Below are 14,783 nucleotides of genomic sequence, written 5' to 3'. Positions count from 1 at the left end.
CCGTCGTCATGCTTATGATGCGGGAACGCCACTGACAGGATTCCACGCCATGGACGCGCCGCATCCGCCGATGAATGCCCCCATCTCCGAAACGGAACCTGAAACCGAAACCGAAACCGTCACCGAGCCGCGCGCGTCGCGCGTGCAGCGGCCCGTCGCGCTCGTCACCGGATCGACGTCGGGGATCGGCGCGGCCATCGCGCGACGGCTGGCGGCGGACGGTTATGCGGTGATCCTGCATTCGCGCAATTCCGCTGCAACCGGTCGTGCGATGGCGCGCGAACTCGGCGCGGCCTACGTGCAGGCGGATCTCGCCGACGATGCGCAGCGCGTGCGGCTGATCCGCGACGCGGTGGCGGTGCACGGCCGCCTCGACGTGCTGGTCAACAACGCGGGCGTCAGCCGCGTGATTCCGCACGACGATCTCGCCGCCGCGACGCCCGACGTGTGGCACGAGATGCACGAAATCAACGTGATCGCGCCGTTCCGGCTCGTCGCCGAAGCGCAGCCCGCGCTGCTCGAAGCGGCGTCGAGCGGGCGCGCCGGGTGCGTGATCAACGTCAGCTCGCATGCGGGCGTGCGGCCGAAGGGCGCGTCGATTCCGTACGCGGCGGCGAAGGCCGCGCTCAATCACACGACGCGCTTGCTGGCGCGCACGCTCGCGCCGGCGATTCGCGTCAATGCGGTGGCGCCGGGGCTCGTCGATACGCCGCTGACCGCCGACTGGACCGCCGCGCAGCAGCTCTGGCGCGAGCACGCGCCGATGCGCCGCGCGGCCACGCCGGACGATGTCGCGCAGACGGTCGCGATGCTGGTCGCGTCCGATTACGTGACGGGCGAGATCGTGATGCTCGACGGGGGATTGAACCTGACGTGACCAGGGGACAGGTGATGCGGCCGGTGCGGTGAGGCGGCGGGGCGGCGTTGTGCCGGGGTGAGGCGCGCCGGCGGCGAAGCCGCCAGCCGGTATCACCCCCGAGGTCAGCCGAGGCTCGACCGAAGCCGCGCGAGCGCCTGGTCGTGCGTGCGTTCGAATTTCAGCGGCGTGACCGCGATATAGCCTTCGTCGAGCGCGACCGTCTCCGAATCCGCATCGTCGTCGCGCGGTGCGCGCGCCAGTTTCAGCCAGTGGTATTCGATGTCGCGCGGATCGCGCCCCGATACGATTTCGACGCCCTGCAGCGTGCCGGTGCCCTGGTTCGTCACCTTCAAGCCGCGCACGTCGTCGGCCGGCCGCGCCGGGAAATTCACGTTGAGGCACGCGTCGCTGTCCCAGCCGGCCACGACCAGCCGGCGAATCACGTCCGGTGCATGCGTGAGCGCCGTATGCCACGGCACCGCGTTGCGGGCGCGGAAGGCCTGGCTCAGTGCGATCGCCGGCACGCCGACCAGCATGCTCGTCATCGCGGCGCCGACGGTGCCCGAGAACACCGTTTCGGTGCCGAGGTTCGCGCCGCGATTCACGCCGGACAGCACGACGTCGGGCCGCGCGTCCTTCATCAGGTGGCTGACCGCGATCGCGACGCAATCGCCCGGCGTGCCGCGCACGGCGAAGCGGCGCTCGCCCTTGCGATGCACGCGCAGCGGTTCGTGCAGGCTCAACGAATGCGACGTGCCGCTCTGATCTTCCGCCGGGGCGACGATCCAGACTTCACGTGCCAGTTGCGTGGCGACCTGTTCGAGCACTTCAAGGCCGGGGGCGTCGATTCCGTCGTCGTTGGTGAGCAGGACGCGGTCGAACAGCGGGCGGGTTTCTTGCATCGGGATGATCCTCGCAGGCAGGCAATGAGGGGGAAGGCATCGCGGGTACAGCCGCAAGGCTAGCATCCCGTCGCGACGCGTGCCGCGTCATGCAGCGCCGCGGCCGGCGCGCGGATGCGAAAACGGGCGCATGGCGCGCCCGTTTTCCGGTTCGAGGTGCCGCCCGCGCGGCGCTCGGAACCGCGTTGGCCGATTACCCGAGCAGATGCCGCAGCAGGCCGGCCGACACGACGCCGACGATGACGGTCGACAGGATCGACAGGCGGGTCGCCGCGATCAGCGTGACGGCGAGTGCGAGCAGATCGGCCGGGCGCGTCGACACGAAGGCCGGCGCGATCACCGAGATCAGCACGCAACCGGGCACGTTCTCCATCACCGACGCCATCCGCGGGCTCAGCGTGCGGTTGCGTAGCAGCACGTAGCCGAGGATGCGCGACAGGTAGGTCGTCGACGCCATCAGCACGATGGTCGCGACCGTCGCGAAATCAGGCAGCATCGCGCGGCTCCCACAGCAGCGCGGCGATCAGCCCCGCGCACGCGCCGGCCGGGACGTACCACGCGCCGGGCACGGCCAGGTGCGTGGCGGCCGCGACGACGAGGCTCACGAACCACGGACGGCTCGCGCGCATGCCTTTCCACATCCCGCGCAGCAGCACCAGAAACACGGCCGTGAACGCCATGTCGAAGCCGTACTGCTCGACGTTGCCGATCGTCGGGCCGACCGCCGCGCCGAGCGTCGTCATCGAGATCCACGTCAGGTACAGCCCGGCGCACACGCCCGCGTAATAGGGAACGCTGATGTGCGTGGCGGAGCGCGAACGCGCGTCGGCGAGCGACATCGCCCAGCTTTCGTCGCACATGAAGAACAGCGCGGCGAACGCGCGGCGGCGCGGCAGGCGCCGGATGTACGGCGCGAACGCCGCGCCCATCAGGATGTGGCGTGAATTCACGAGGAACGACATCGCGACGATCAGCGCAATGTGCGGCGGCGACGTCCACAGATGGATCGCCGCGAATTCGGAGCCGCCGCCGAAATTCAGGCCCGTCATCATCGGGACCTCGAACAGGCTCAGCCCTTTTTGCGCGGCCTGCGCGCCGAGCACCAGCGCGAACGGCACGAAACCCAGCATGACCGGCAACGCCGCGCGCAATCCGCGGCCCATCTCGGCGACATAGGCGGGCTTGTCGCGAAGCCCGGACGACGTTGAAACGCTACTGCTCATTACTCCTCCTACGGGGAGGAGGATTGTCTGCTTTTTTGACTCGAATCGGGTTGCGTTGCGGATCGATATTCTTGAGAATTTGGCATTGAGTGAGTGATTTGCGATTTTTTTGGAATTTGATGCCAATGAAGCTTGACGCTATCGACCGGCGGATCCTGAGCGCGCTGCAACGCGACGGCCGCATGCAGAACGTGGAACTCGCGCACGAGGTCGGGCTGTCGCCGTCGCCGTGCCTGCGGCGCGTGCGGCTGCTCGAGGAAGCGGGCGTGATCGAGAAATACGTGGCCGTGCTGAACCCGGCGAAGGTCGGCAAGGGGCTGACGATCTTCACGCGCGTGTGGCTGAAGGGACAGGACGCCGAATCCGTGAACCGCTTCGCGGAGGCCGTCCAGCAGATGCCGGAAGTGGTCGAATGCCACCTGATGGCCGGCGACTGCGATTTCCTGCTGCGCGTGGTGGCGGCCGACATCGACGACTACCGGCGCTTCCAGATGGAATACCTGACGCGCATCCCGGGCGTGCTGAGCGTGAAGACCGACATTCCGATGCAGAAGGTCAAGCTCACGTCGGCGCTGCCGACGTAACGCGGCACGGGCGCATGACGACGATTCGGCGAATCGTCACCGGCCGGTGACATTTGGCCGATACACTGGGGGACGAGCCGCCTCGCCGCGCGCCGGCTGCATCACGGTGCGACTTCGATGCGCAAGCAACTAACGGTCAACCGCGAAGCGATCGACGAATACGCGCGCAGCGCGATGCGCGATGCGATCCGCCGGGCGGTGCGTCCTTCTTGTCGGGCCATTCATGCAGCCATTCAACAATCCGTGGAATTCGCTGGAAATCGTCAAGCTCGTGCTCGGCGTGCTGACGCCGTTGTCGGTCGCGTGTCTCGGCTGGCTCGTCGCGCGCCGGCTGAAGCGGCTCGAGCTCGTGCAGTGGACCAACCAGCGGCTGATCGAGAAGCGGCTCACGCTGTACGACACGGTCGCGCCGCAGCTCAATGCGCTGCTGTGCTTCTATACGTGGATCGGCTACTGGAAAGACATCTCGCCGGACGACGTGATCCGCGGGAAGCGCGAACTCGACCGCACGTTTCACATCTACCGCTACCTGTTCGACGACGACGTGTACGACGCGTATCACACGTTCATCCACGCGTTGTTCGAGATGCATACGGGGCCGGGGCGCGACGCGCGGATTCGCTCGCTGATCCAGTCGCCGGACGGCGACCGCAGCGTGCACGGCACATATGAGTGGAAGGCCGCGTGGTCCGAGCGGTTCTCGACCGCGAACGTGACGGACAAGGCCGATGTGGTGCGGCACTACACGCGGCTGATGGAGCGGCTGCGCGTGGCGCTCGGCGCGAATCGCTGACGATTGCCGACGCGGCATCGTCCGGGTTTTGAACAACGCTGGTGACGCGCGGGCCGCCCGAGCGACGGGCGGCCGGGAGCGATGAATCAAGCGAACGCCACCGCGCCGATCACTGTTTCCTGCAAGCCACCTGATAATCGATCACGGTATTCGCCGACGGCGTGTCCGGCTCGCCGCCGGCCGTCGTCACACCGAGCACGCCGGCCGCGCTCCGATACCGCAGCGCGCAATACCCCATGCCGGTGCCCGAGCACGCTTCGGCTTCGATGATCCCGTGCTTCGCGAGCGTGGCCGCGCCGTCCAGCGGGTCCGGCTTCTCGCGCGGACGCAGCGGCTGCCAGCCACGCGAGATCAGGATCCTGCGCGCCGCGTCGAGTGGCTTGCCGTACACGTTGGGCACGACTGCACGGCCGTGGCAGTACGTGCGTTCGGCGGCGACCGCGGTCAGCCGCAAGCCGCCATGCGCTTCGCGCAACTCGCCGACGGGCGCCGACGGGCCATCGCCACCCCAGACGAGCAGCGCGCCGCTTTCCAGCATCTCCACCGAGCCGAGCTGCCAGCCGGCCGAGCGTGCCGTATAGCCGAGCGCGACGAGCGTCGTGCCGTCGAAGACGCCGACGTTTGCGTTGCGCGCGTAACAGATCGCGCTTGTGCCCGGCTTGAAACCGCTCGCGAACGTGACGACCGTGTAGCGGCCGAGGGGCGCTTCCGACGTCACGATCCAGCCGAGCTTCGCTACGTCGCGGCCGGCCGCGGTTGCGGTCTTCGCACGATATTGCGCACAGAACGCGTCGAGCGTGCCGTTCTCCGGCGAGTGCGGCAGCGCGCCGAGCGGAACCAGGGACGCGCCGGCGATATCGGAAGCCGTGCGCAGCGTCTCGGCGGACGCCGCGCCGCCGAGCGCGACACACGCAAGGGCGGCGATCGATGCGACCCGACGGGCAATCGGCTGGACAGTCATGCGACGGATGTGGAGGGTCTTCGGGAAAGAACGGGCATCGACCGTTTGCGTGCGTGCCCGTCGCCGGGCATTCAAGCCTTCGCGACCACGTCGATCCGCAGCGCCTCGCCGCCGTCGACGATCGCCAGCAGACGATCGACGTTCGGGTGTGCGCCCGGGCGGTTACGCGCGTCGGCGGTGTGCTCCGCGAACACGGCGAGGCCGTGCTCGGCGGCCTTCGCGTCGAGCGTGCCGAATGCCTGCTTCAGGTAGTTGTACACCGCGAGCGAGCCCTGCTTGCCCGGCTGATTCTCGATGCTGGCGACCACGTCGCCGTTCGCGCCGACGAGATCGATGCGCGCGACACCTTCGATGGCCGGCAGTTGCGCGAGGTTGTCCTTGAATACTTGGGTCGGTTGAATCACTGAAACACTCCGTCGGTTCGGTCATGGGTCGATCGGCCAGTATCTTATCCGATCGACATGCCCGCTTCGCGCGCGCGGTCGATGTCGGGGCTGCGATAGGCGCGCTCCGGAATCTCGGCGAGCCGTGACGCATGCACCTGATGCGGCGCGAGGCCATAGAACTTCTGAAAACTCATGATCAGCGGCGACCATTTGTCCGGATCGATGCGGTCCGGATGACCGTCCATCAGCAGGTCGGGATGTACGTGCACGCGCTGGATGCGCACCTCGAACACGCGGATATGGCCGCGCAGGTCGGGCGCTTCGTCGCCGATGCCGTGCGTGGCGGCGACCACCGCTTCCAGATGCACCGGACATTCGAGCGCGCGCGGCGGTGCGATGGTCTGCGAGGCCGTTTCGGTGAGCCCGGCGGTGCCGAACTTGTCCGGTTCGTACACGTAGCCGCGCGCCTGCTTCGACTCGGGCACCGGATGCGTGCCCGTCGTGCGCGCGATGCGGTCGACGGCCTGCGCCTGCGCCGCCGACGGCAGGTTCAGCACGCATTCGCCGGTGCGCATCAGGTTGTGCGTGGTCTGCGAGCTGGCGGCGAGCCCGAGCATGCAGCGCCAGCCGAGCCAGAACGCGGACGACATCGGCGCAAGATTGGCCGTGCCGTCCGGATTCAGCGTGCTGATCAGCACGACGGGCGTGCCGAAATAGAGGATGTTCGGTTCAGTGATGCGATGCGCAGCGTTCATGGTCGGTCCTTCGTTGACGGGATCAGTTCGCATGCTGATCGCGTCGCCGCCGCGCGGCGCTCCGATTCTTGTCATGTCATTCGCACGGTGCGGGCGCCCTCGGCATCGCGCGTGCTTTTCCGCTAGAGTAGGAAATCGAAGGTCGCATGTGCCGCCCACGCCGGCGCGCCGCGGCCACGTTCCGCAATTGCACACGAGGGCCCGATGGACATCGAGCAACGCTACACCGCCAACGCGCCGACGCGCGCGGAAGTCGACGCACTGGCCGGTGCGACCGTCATCGAATTCGGCGCGAACTGGTGCGGAATCTGCGCGGGCGCGCAGCCTGCGATCGTCGCGTCGTTCTCCGCGCATCCGGCCGTGCGGCACCTGAAGATCGAGGATGGCCCGGGTCGGCCGCTCGGCCGTTCGTTCGGCGTGAAGCTGTGGCCGACGCTGGTATTCCTGCGCGACGGGGTCGAAGTCGCGCGCGTCGTGCGCCCCGCCGATGCCAGGCAGATCGAGGCCGACGGCTTCGCCGCGCTCGACTGAGGTCGTCGTCATGCAACAGGCCATCACGCATATCGGTGTCGACGCGCGCGGCAGCGGCCTCGTCGAGTTCACGCCGCAAGTGCGCGCATTCGTCGATCAGCAGGCCATCCGCACCGGGCTGCTGACCGTGTTCTGCCGCCATACGTCCGCGTCGCTGCTGATCCAGGAGAACGCGGATCCGTCCGTGCAGCGCGATCTCGAACGTTACTTCGCGACGCTCGCACCCGAAGACGACACGCGCTACGAGCACGACACGGAAGGCCCCGACGACATGCCCGCCCATCTGCGCACGGCGCTTACGCAAGTGCAGCTGTCGATCCCGGTCGAGCACGGACGCATGGTGCTCGGCACGTGGCAGGGCATCTATCTGTTCGAGCATCGTCGCGCCGCGCATCGGCGTGACATCGTGCTGCATTTGATCGGCGAGTAAGCGGGAAACGCGCAACGGGCCGCTGGAAGGCCTGCCCGTCACGCACCGCGGCCACGCTCAGCCGAGCAGCTTCTCGAGGAGCGCGCCAAGTTCGCGCAGGTGAACGGGCTTCGGCAGGAATGCGTCGAACACCCGCTGGTTCTCGCGCAGCGCGGTCGATTCGTATGCGCTGACACCGAGAATCGACGGAAACTTTCCGTCGTCGTCCGGTTGCGCGACCATCCGGATGCGGCGCGCGACTTCGAAGCCACTCACGTCCGGCAGTTCGAGATCGAGCACGACGAGGTCGTAATGCATCTCGCCGAAACGGGCGATGCCTTCCTGCCCGGTGCCGCACAGGTCGACGTCGAGGCCGAGCGCCGAGAGCATCGCGCCGAGCGTTTCGCGCGCGTTGTCGTTGTCGTCGACCACGAGCGCGCGGCGGTTGCGATGCGCGGCGGCGGCCGGCCACGCGGGTGCGTCGCCGGTCGTTTCGCCGGCATCCGGCACCTCGGCCGGCAGCGTCACGACGAACTCGCTGCCTTCGCCGACGACGCTGCGCACGTCCACGTGGCCGCGCAGCGTCGTCACGATCTCGCGCACGACCGCGAGCCCCATCCCGATTCCGTCCACATGCAGGCCGACCGCGTCGTTCGCGCGGTAGAACGGCTCGAAGATCTTCGACAGATGCTGCTTCGCGATACCGGCGCCCGTGTCCCGCACGGCGAGTTTCAGTTGCCGGCCGGCCGGCGCGTCGACGAGCATGATCGATACGTCGATCGATCCGCCGACGGTGTATTTCACCGAATTCTCGATCAGGTTCGACAGCACCTGACGCAACAGCTTGCGATCGGAGCGGATCGCGAGGTCGTGCGGCTCGACGCGCTGCGCGACGGCGATCCGCTTGGTCGCGATCTTCGCGCGCAGCGGATCGAGCACCTCGGCGAGCAGCGACGCCATGCCGACCGTTTCGGTTTCGGCGAGGCGCTTGGTCGAGCGCAGCTTGATGTAATCGGTGAGGTCCTTGACCAGCGCTTCGAGCGACGACGCGGAATTCTGCAGCCGCCGGATCGTCTTCAGGTTGGCGTCGGACTGCGGCCGCGCGAGCAGGATCTCGATCGAACCGCAGATCGCCTGCAGCGGCGTGCGCAGTTCATGGCTGACCATTCCGAGGAACGCGTTCTTCGCCTCGATCATCTCGAACGCGCGATCGGATGCCTTGCGCTCCGCATCGAGCGCGGCGTCCTGTCGTTCGAGCAGGGCGTCGCGCGTGCGCATCGTATAGAACAGCAGCAGGAACAGCGCGCACAGGATCACGCCGAGGATGATGCCGAGCGACACGATCGCCCGCTGCTTTTCCTTCAGCTGATGGAACGTGAAATCGCGCTGCGCCATCTCGATCGCGCGGAAGTAGTTCGCAAGGCCGTTGACCTTCGGCCAGTACGCGTTGACGTCGTCGATCACGTGCGGCGCAACGTTCGGTGCGTCGCGCAGCAGCGGCACGTCGTGCTTCAGGCGCGCCATGAATGCGCCGAGCACCGCGATTTCCGCGCGCGCGCGCGGGATGCGCAGCCAGTATTCGGACACTTCAGACGGCCGCTGCAGGAACCCGAACGACACCGACAGGCTGTCGAGCTGGATCTGCACGTGGTCGAAGTCGTCGTCCACGTGCGTCGAGTAGAGGATCAGCTGGCGGTCGAAGCGCGTGTAGGCGTTCCGGTATTGCGCGGCCGTCCAGAACACGCCTTCGCGCGGTCCTTCCAGCACGCCCTCGTTGACCGAGGTCGCGAGCAGGTCCCACAGCAGGAATGCCCATGCGGCGAATCCCAGGATCCACAACGATCCCAGGATGAGGATGATCTTTCTGTTCTTCCACCGCCCGCGCATCATGTCGCGCGTTTACTTCACGGTCAGGCCGATGATCTGCCATGCGAACTTGGCTTCGCCGAGCGGCGTCTTCAGCTCGTCGGGATACTGGTCGCGCGGATACATGATCCACAGCGGGCCGTAGTTGTCGTTGCCGAGCACCTTGCCGTTCATCGTGCGTGCGAGGATCACGCCGTACTTGTCGGCGTCCGACACGGGGATCGTGAACGTGTATTCGTCGATGCAGCGGAACTCGATCTGCGTGCCGTGCGCGTCGACGGTCTTCAGCACGTCGGACAGGCGCGGGCCGGTGAAGGTCGCTTTCGGTGTCCAGCTCGTCGACGTGACGATCGTGTGCTGCGGCAGTGCCATCAGCGCCTGCTCGGTAAAGACGAACGTCGTCTTGCCGGGCTGGTTGCTGCGGCCGATCTTGCCGTCGACGGTGAACGTGAACGACGCGGCCCAGCTCGCTGCGGCCATGCCGAGCAGGCCGGCCGTGATCAGGGTCTTGATCCAGAGGGTCGAAATTCGCATGTGTTTCCCTTTTTCGTGTTCGTGTGGTGGCCGGTTCTCGTCGTGGTCTCAGCTCGCGGCGGCGGCCGTGGCCACCGGCTGCGTGATCTTCAGTTCGCGCGCGACTTCGGCGAACAGGATCGGCAGGCGCACCGGCTTTTCCTCGCAGCGCGCGTTGTAGTGCGACACGATGTGCGCGATCTCGTCCTCGCTCGCTTCGCCGGTGGAGATCTTGCCGGTCAGCAGGAAGATCGGCGCGCCGCCGTTCTCGCTCGAGCGGATGCCGCGCACGAGCTCGGCGGCCGTCTGGTCGCCGAGCATCCAGTCGAGGATGTAGCCGTCGAAATCCTCGACTTCCAGCGCCTTGCGGAACGACGCGCCGTCATGGTACGGAATCGCGTTCACGCCTTTTTCGATGAAGTATTCGCACACGGTCTCGGCGACGTCCTGCGAATCGTCGACCACCGCGATCCGCGCCGCGTACACGGTCGGCTGGCTCGAGCGCAGTTCGATGACGTCGACCGGATAGAGGCGGCCTTCGCGCGCGTGCTGGCGTTCGGTGACGATCCATTCGCCCTGCCACTGCAACGCGACGAAATCCGTTTCGGCCTGACTGCTGGCCTTCGCCGAGATCGCCGCGCGGCAGCGGAAACGGCGCGACTCGATCACGAGCGTCGCGTCGATCATCTCGGCGGCGGCCGGCTGTGTGCCCTTGTCGTCGAGCAGGATCGCGGGCGGCACGCCGAAGTGCGTCGCGATGTCCTGCAACTGCGACAGGTTCCACGGGATCAGGCCTTTCATCTTGCGCGTGACGACCGAGAAACTGAGGCCCAGCACGTTCGCGATCGTCGTGTTGTGACTGCGCGGCGGAATCCCGTTGCGCGTCAGCAGATCGCGCACCTTGGTTGCGGTAATGAGATCGGCATTGGCCTGCTCGCTATTGGACATCTCGACGGGGTCTCCTGGTTTTAGCGACGAAGAGCATATTCAAAAGTGACGCGATACGCAAACTTTGAAATCGCGAATCACCTTGACATGCCATTTTTCTCCATTATTATTGCTCACCACGTCACTATTGTTTGCCGCGTCAGGTTGGGCGCCGGTGTCGACAACGATCGGCCCAGCGAAAAGCGGCAGCCAACGCGTGACTGAACGATACGAAGAGAGCCTGAGAGAGCCTTGGACCGCGTGTCGGCGTGGGTGAATTGTATTCGCCCCGCCGCGCGCGAGCCGGGTACGCGCTCGCGGGGTGAGATAGCGCGAAGCAGTGCGGCGCAAATAAATCGAGGGAAAAGTAAAAATGGTTCGCCGTTTTCTGGCACCGGGGCTGCTGTTGTTGCTGTTGGCCGCGTGCGCGCAGGATGCGTCCGTCACCGGCAACACGGTGCGGATCTGCGATGACACGGGGTGTTCCTATCGCCCTAAAGATCAGGTCTCCTATCAAAAAAGGGACGATTCCGACGATCGCGAGGATCCGCGCATCGTTTCGTTGAAGCAGGCCGCGAAGACGCAGCCGAAGGCCGCCTATGACCTCGGCCTGCGTTATTTCCGCGGCGATGGCGTGCGCCAGGACAGCTACCAGGCACTCAAGTGGATGCGCGATGCCGCCGAGCGCGGCGACCTGAACGCGCAGAAGGCGCTCGGCAGTTTCTACCTGTTCGGCCTCGAGGAGATGGGCTCCGATCCGCGCGAAGCGGACAAGTGGCTGTCGATCGCCGCGGGCCGCGGCGACAAGGAATCGAAAAAGCTGCTCGAGCTCGCGCGCAAGGCGAAGAAAGAAGACGAGGACGACTGGAAATGGCGCACGCAATGGCGTGACGTCTATTACGGCTACTGGTACTCGGGCTATCCGTACTACGGCGTCTGGCATCAGACGTACTGGTACTACTGACCGGGCCGAAAGCAACGGAGGCGGCTGCGGGGAGACCACCATCGCGCGCCACGCCGGGGGGCTTATCAAAGTTCGCACGAACACATAAGCCGAACAACGACTCTATCGATCGACAACGACATGAAGACCATCCTTTCCCAACGTCTCACTCAAGGTGCGCTGGTTGCAGCGCTTTGCGCGTCCGTCGCCGGCTGCGGCGGCATGGTGACGCCCGGCGGCCAGAACGCCGGCGTCACGGGCGCTGCCGCGGGCGGCGCGAGCGCCGGTGCGGATTCGCAACTGCAGCGCTGCGCGTCGCCGCTCGGCACGATCGCGGTCGACGACGGCCGCAATGCCGACTGGTGGGGCCCGTTCGGCAGCGCGACCAAGGTGACGAGCATCGACCCGCTGTTGCGCCTGGCCGTCCAGCAGTCGAACTGCTTCGTGATCACGTCGATCGGCAACCAGAAGAGCGATGCGCGCCTGTCGCGCATCACGCAGCTGCAGCGCAACTCGGGCGAATACCGTGCGGGTTCGAAGCAGCACAAGGGCCAGCGCGTCGCGGCCGACTACTACATGGAGCCGCAGATCGTGATCAACGATTCGCCGATCGGCGGCATCGGCAGCATGATCGGCGGGCTGATCGGCAACAGCGCGATCGCGGCGGTGGCCGGGCATCTGCAGACGAAGGCGTCGGTCGTGACGCTGACGCTGTTCGACGTGCGCTCGGCCGTGCAGATCGCGGCGTCGGAAGGCAGCTCGACGGCGACCAACTACGGCGCGGCGCTGGGCGGCCTGGGCGGTGGCGTGGGCGGCGGTCTCGCCGGCTTCTCGACGACGCCGGAAGGCAAGGCGACGGTCGTCGCGTTTATCGACGCGTGGAACAAGATGGTCGTCGCGCTGCGCAGCTACAAGGCGCAGGACGTCAAGGGCGGCCTTGGCCGCGGTGGTCAATTGCAGGTGAACTGACGTTCCGGGCCGGCGCTGCATGTCCTGACGTGCAGCACGGGTCGAACTGGGTGCATCCGGCGCATCGCGGCGTTCGCGGCGTGCGTGCCCGTCTGCGGCACTCGCGTGAGAACGCCGGCCTGGTCGGATCGACGCGGCCGTCCAGTGGGAGTCGGCAAGCGGCGGCACACCGGCGAGGCGGCGCCGACTTCGCGCACGCCTCGCCGGCGTGCCGCATCGCGCGATCAACCTTCCCGAAAAATCCCGCTATATGCACTCAACGCCGGCACCCCGCCAAGGTGCGCATACAGCACCTTCGACCCCGGCTCGAATTCCCCGCGCCGCACGTGGTCGATCATCCCGTGCATCGATTTCCCTTCATAGACGGGATCGGTCAGCATGCCTTCCAGCCGCGCACACAGACGAATCGCCTCCAGCGTGCCATCGTTCGGCAGTCCGTATTCCGGCCCGGCATAGCGCGTGTCGAGCACCACGTCCTTCTCCTCGATATCGCGCCCCAGCCCGACCAGCTCGGCCGTGTGCCGCGCGATGCGCGTGATCTGTTCATGCGTGCGCTCGGGCGTTGCCGACGCGTCGATGCCGATCACGCGGTCCGCGCGTCCGTCGGCCGCGAAGCCGACGACCATCCCCGCCTGCGTGCTGCCCGTGACCGAGCAGACCACGATGTAATCGAACTTGAAGCCAAGTTGTGCTTCCTGCTCGCGCACTTCTTCCGCGAAGCCGACGAACCCGAGTCCGCCGAGCGGATGCTCGGAGCACCCGGCCGGAATCGGATACGGCTTGCCGCCCGCCTGCCGCACGCTCTCCATCGCTTCTTCCCAGCTGCGGCGAATGCCGATGTCGAAACCGTCGGCAACGAGCCGCACGTCGGCGCCCATGATTCGTGACAGCTGGATGTTCCCGACGCGGTCGTACACCGGATCCTCGTAGTTGACCCAGTGCTCCTGCACGAGCACGCACTTCATCCCGAGATGCGCGGCGACGGCCGCGACCTGGCGTGTCTGGTTCGATTGAACGCCGCCGATCGACACGAGCGTGTCGGCGCCTTGCGCGAGCGCGTCGGGGACGAGGTATTCGAGCTTGCGCGTTTTGTTGCCGCCGAAAGCGAGGCCGCTGTTGCAGTCCTCGCGCTTCGCATACAGCTCGACCTTGCCGCCGAGGTGCGCGCTCAGACGCCTGAGCGGCTGGATCGGCGTCGGGCCGAACGTGAGCGGATAGCGGGGGAAACGTTGCAGGTTCATCGACAAGCTCCGAAAGGCTGTGGGCGGGAATTCGCATCGGACGGGGGCGGCCGGCACGCCGTGTCCCAATGGAAAAATGATAGGCAGGACGGCGCGAAATGAGCTTGCGAAATTAATAACGAGGGCCTACGTTGTCGATGAGATGCGGATCAGATAGATAATTTTCGTTCGTAAAAATTACAGGAAACGCAATGAAATTAGATCGTGGCAATGCCTTGCCGGCCGCCGCCGCGCCGGTGCTCGACCGCATCGACCGCGCGATCCTGCGGCAGTTGCAGCAGGACGCGTCGATCTCGAACGTAAGCCTCGCCGCGAAGGTGAAGCTGAGCGCGCCGGCGTGCCTGCGGCGCGTCGAACGGTTGAAGGAGATGGGGCTGATTCGCGGCATCGTCGCGCTGCTCGACCCGAAGCCGCTGGGTGCCGGGATGCTGGTCGTGATCGGCTTCGTACTCGATCGTTCGACGCCCGAGGCGTTCGCCGAATTCGAGAAGGCCGCGCAGAAGGTGTCGGGGTGTGTCGAATGTCACGTGGTAACCGGCGAATTCGACTACTTCATGCTGGTCCGCACGCGCGACAACGAGAGCTTCAACCGCTTGCACGCGGAACAACTGCTGTACCTGCCCGGTGTGCGGCAGGTACGTTCGTTCATGGTGCTCAAGGAGATTCTGTCCACGCATGCGCTGCCGGTGTAGCGCATCGCGATGTGATCGGCCGCGCAGGCTGCGTTGACGGCATGCGGACCGCGGAGCGCGCCGCATCGCAGGGCAGCTCCGTCGAGAAAACGACTGGCGTGCCGCGCTCTGCGTTGCCGCGTCGCCGCGCCCGTCCGCCGCCGCGTCGCTGCGTCGCCGCGTTGCCGCGCGTGCCGCTCGCATCGTCACGACGCCGCGCGGCACGATCGCGTATGCTCGTCCCGTCAGC

At 66.5% G+C, this 14,783-nt stretch carries 18 protein-coding genes; 8 read left to right on the top strand and 10 right to left on the bottom strand.

The features are described from left to right. The first annotated feature begins 49 nt into the window (after nt 1-49). Nucleotides 50-877, top strand: a complete 828-nt coding sequence (locus tag WS66_RS11645; protein ID WP_059605022.1) for an SDR family NAD(P)-dependent oxidoreductase — start codon at nt 50-52, stop codon at nt 875-877. A gap of 104 nt (nt 878-981) precedes the next feature. Here the strand turns inward: WS66_RS11645 and surE are convergent, their stop codons facing one another. The 3 genes from surE to WS66_RS11630 all read right to left on the bottom strand — a co-directional run bounded on the left by surE (nt 982) and on the right by WS66_RS11630 (nt 2,984). Further along, a complete protein-coding gene (surE, locus tag WS66_RS11640) occupies nt 982-1,761 on the bottom strand; it encodes a 5'/3'-nucleotidase SurE (RefSeq protein WP_059605025.1) in 780 nt (259 codons plus the stop codon). Nucleotides 1,762-1,954: 193 nt separating this feature from the next. Next, the gene (locus tag WS66_RS11635; protein ID WP_082728998.1) at nt 1,955-2,257 is read right to left on the bottom strand and encodes an AzlD family protein; all 303 of its coding nucleotides are present in this window, start codon (nt 2,255-2,257) and stop codon (nt 1,955-1,957) included. After that, entirely contained in the window at nt 2,247-2,984 is a 738-nt protein-coding gene (locus tag WS66_RS11630) for an AzlC family ABC transporter permease (protein ID WP_059605028.1), read from the bottom strand. The genes WS66_RS11635 and WS66_RS11630 overlap by 11 nt, the downstream gene beginning before the upstream one ends. 125 nt (nt 2,985-3,109) lie before the next feature. Between WS66_RS11630 and WS66_RS11625 the strand changes: the two genes are divergently transcribed. Together WS66_RS11625 and WS66_RS11620 are read left to right on the top strand one after the other, a co-directional pair. Next, on the top strand, nt 3,110-3,568 hold the full coding sequence (locus WS66_RS11625) for an Lrp/AsnC family transcriptional regulator (RefSeq protein WP_006486309.1): 459 nt from the start codon (nt 3,110-3,112) through the stop codon (nt 3,566-3,568). Between the two features lie 223 nt (nt 3,569-3,791). Further along, entirely contained in the window at nt 3,792-4,361 is a 570-nt protein-coding gene (locus WS66_RS11620) for a hypothetical protein (protein ID WP_059605031.1), read from the top strand. A gap of 109 nt (nt 4,362-4,470) precedes the next feature. Here the strand turns inward: WS66_RS11620 and WS66_RS11615 are convergent, their stop codons facing one another. The 3 genes from WS66_RS11615 to WS66_RS11605 form a co-directional block, all read right to left on the bottom strand. Further along, nucleotides 4,471-5,322: a hypothetical protein gene (locus WS66_RS11615; protein ID WP_059605034.1), complete on the bottom strand. Its 852-nt coding sequence runs from the start codon at nt 5,320-5,322 to the stop codon at nt 4,471-4,473. 71 nt (nt 5,323-5,393) lie between these two features. Further along, the gene (locus tag WS66_RS11610) at nt 5,394-5,726 is read right to left on the bottom strand and encodes a DUF2322 family protein (protein WP_059605037.1); all 333 of its coding nucleotides are present in this window, start codon (nt 5,724-5,726) and stop codon (nt 5,394-5,396) included. Between the two features lie 44 nt (nt 5,727-5,770). Further along, nucleotides 5,771-6,463 carry a flavin reductase family protein gene (locus tag WS66_RS11605; RefSeq protein WP_059605040.1) on the bottom strand — a complete coding sequence of 231 codons (693 nt, stop codon included), beginning with the start codon at nt 6,461-6,463 and terminating at the stop codon, nt 5,771-5,773. Between the two features lie 204 nt (nt 6,464-6,667). On the opposite strand from WS66_RS11605, the gene WS66_RS11600 reads away from it, so the two are divergent. Both WS66_RS11600 and WS66_RS11595 read left to right on the top strand, forming a co-directional pair. Then, entirely contained in the window at nt 6,668-6,994 is a 327-nt protein-coding gene (locus WS66_RS11600; protein WP_059605042.1) for a thioredoxin family protein, read from the top strand. Between the two features lie 10 nt (nt 6,995-7,004). Next, nucleotides 7,005-7,424: a secondary thiamine-phosphate synthase enzyme YjbQ gene (locus WS66_RS11595; protein WP_059605044.1), complete on the top strand. Its 420-nt coding sequence runs from the start codon at nt 7,005-7,007 to the stop codon at nt 7,422-7,424. A gap of 57 nt (nt 7,425-7,481) precedes the next feature. Here the strand turns inward: WS66_RS11595 and atsR are convergent, their stop codons facing one another. From atsR to WS66_RS11580, 3 genes are read right to left on the bottom strand one after another with little or no spacing between them, the layout of a single operon-like run. Then, on the bottom strand, nt 7,482-9,293 hold the full coding sequence (gene atsR, locus WS66_RS11590) for a hybrid sensor histidine kinase/response regulator AtsR (RefSeq protein WP_059605047.1): 1,812 nt from the start codon (nt 9,291-9,293) through the stop codon (nt 7,482-7,484). Nucleotides 9,294-9,302: 9 nt separating this feature from the next. Beyond that, nucleotides 9,303-9,803, bottom strand: a complete 501-nt coding sequence (locus WS66_RS11585; RefSeq protein ID WP_059605050.1) for a molybdopterin-dependent oxidoreductase — start codon at nt 9,801-9,803, stop codon at nt 9,303-9,305. A 48-nt stretch (nt 9,804-9,851) separates the two neighbouring features. Continuing rightward, complete coding sequence (locus WS66_RS11580) at nt 9,852-10,730, bottom strand: response regulator (RefSeq protein WP_059605053.1); 879 nt, start codon at nt 10,728-10,730, stop codon at nt 9,852-9,854. Nucleotides 10,731-11,082: 352 nt separating this feature from the next. Here WS66_RS11580 and WS66_RS11575 point away from each other — a divergent pair, with 352 nt between their 5' ends. Then, nucleotides 11,083-11,673 carry a tetratricopeptide repeat protein gene (locus tag WS66_RS11575; protein ID WP_059605056.1) on the top strand — a complete coding sequence of 197 codons (591 nt, stop codon included), beginning with the start codon at nt 11,083-11,085 and terminating at the stop codon, nt 11,671-11,673. Nucleotides 11,674-11,793: 120 nt separating this feature from the next. Then, nucleotides 11,794-12,621: a hypothetical protein gene (locus WS66_RS11570; protein WP_059605061.1), complete on the top strand. Its 828-nt coding sequence runs from the start codon at nt 11,794-11,796 to the stop codon at nt 12,619-12,621. A gap of 224 nt (nt 12,622-12,845) precedes the next feature. Here the strand turns inward: WS66_RS11570 and WS66_RS11565 are convergent, their stop codons facing one another. Further along, on the bottom strand, nt 12,846-13,862 hold the full coding sequence (locus tag WS66_RS11565; RefSeq protein WP_059605063.1) for a 1-aminocyclopropane-1-carboxylate deaminase: 1,017 nt from the start codon (nt 13,860-13,862) through the stop codon (nt 12,846-12,848). Between the two features lie 191 nt (nt 13,863-14,053). Here WS66_RS11565 and WS66_RS11560 point away from each other — a divergent pair, with 191 nt between their 5' ends. Further along, nucleotides 14,054-14,554, top strand: a complete 501-nt coding sequence (locus tag WS66_RS11560) for an Lrp/AsnC family transcriptional regulator (RefSeq protein ID WP_059605069.1) — start codon at nt 14,054-14,056, stop codon at nt 14,552-14,554. The last annotated feature ends 229 nt before the right edge of the window (nt 14,555-14,783 follow it).

Source organism: Burkholderia sp. LA-2-3-30-S1-D2 (genome assembly GCF_001523915.2).
In the GTDB taxonomy this organism is placed as follows: domain Bacteria; phylum Pseudomonadota; class Gammaproteobacteria; order Burkholderiales; family Burkholderiaceae; genus Burkholderia; species Burkholderia diffusa.
The sequence above is the reverse complement of the archived record's forward strand: the minus strand, read 5'-3'. Positions and strand labels throughout refer to the sequence as shown.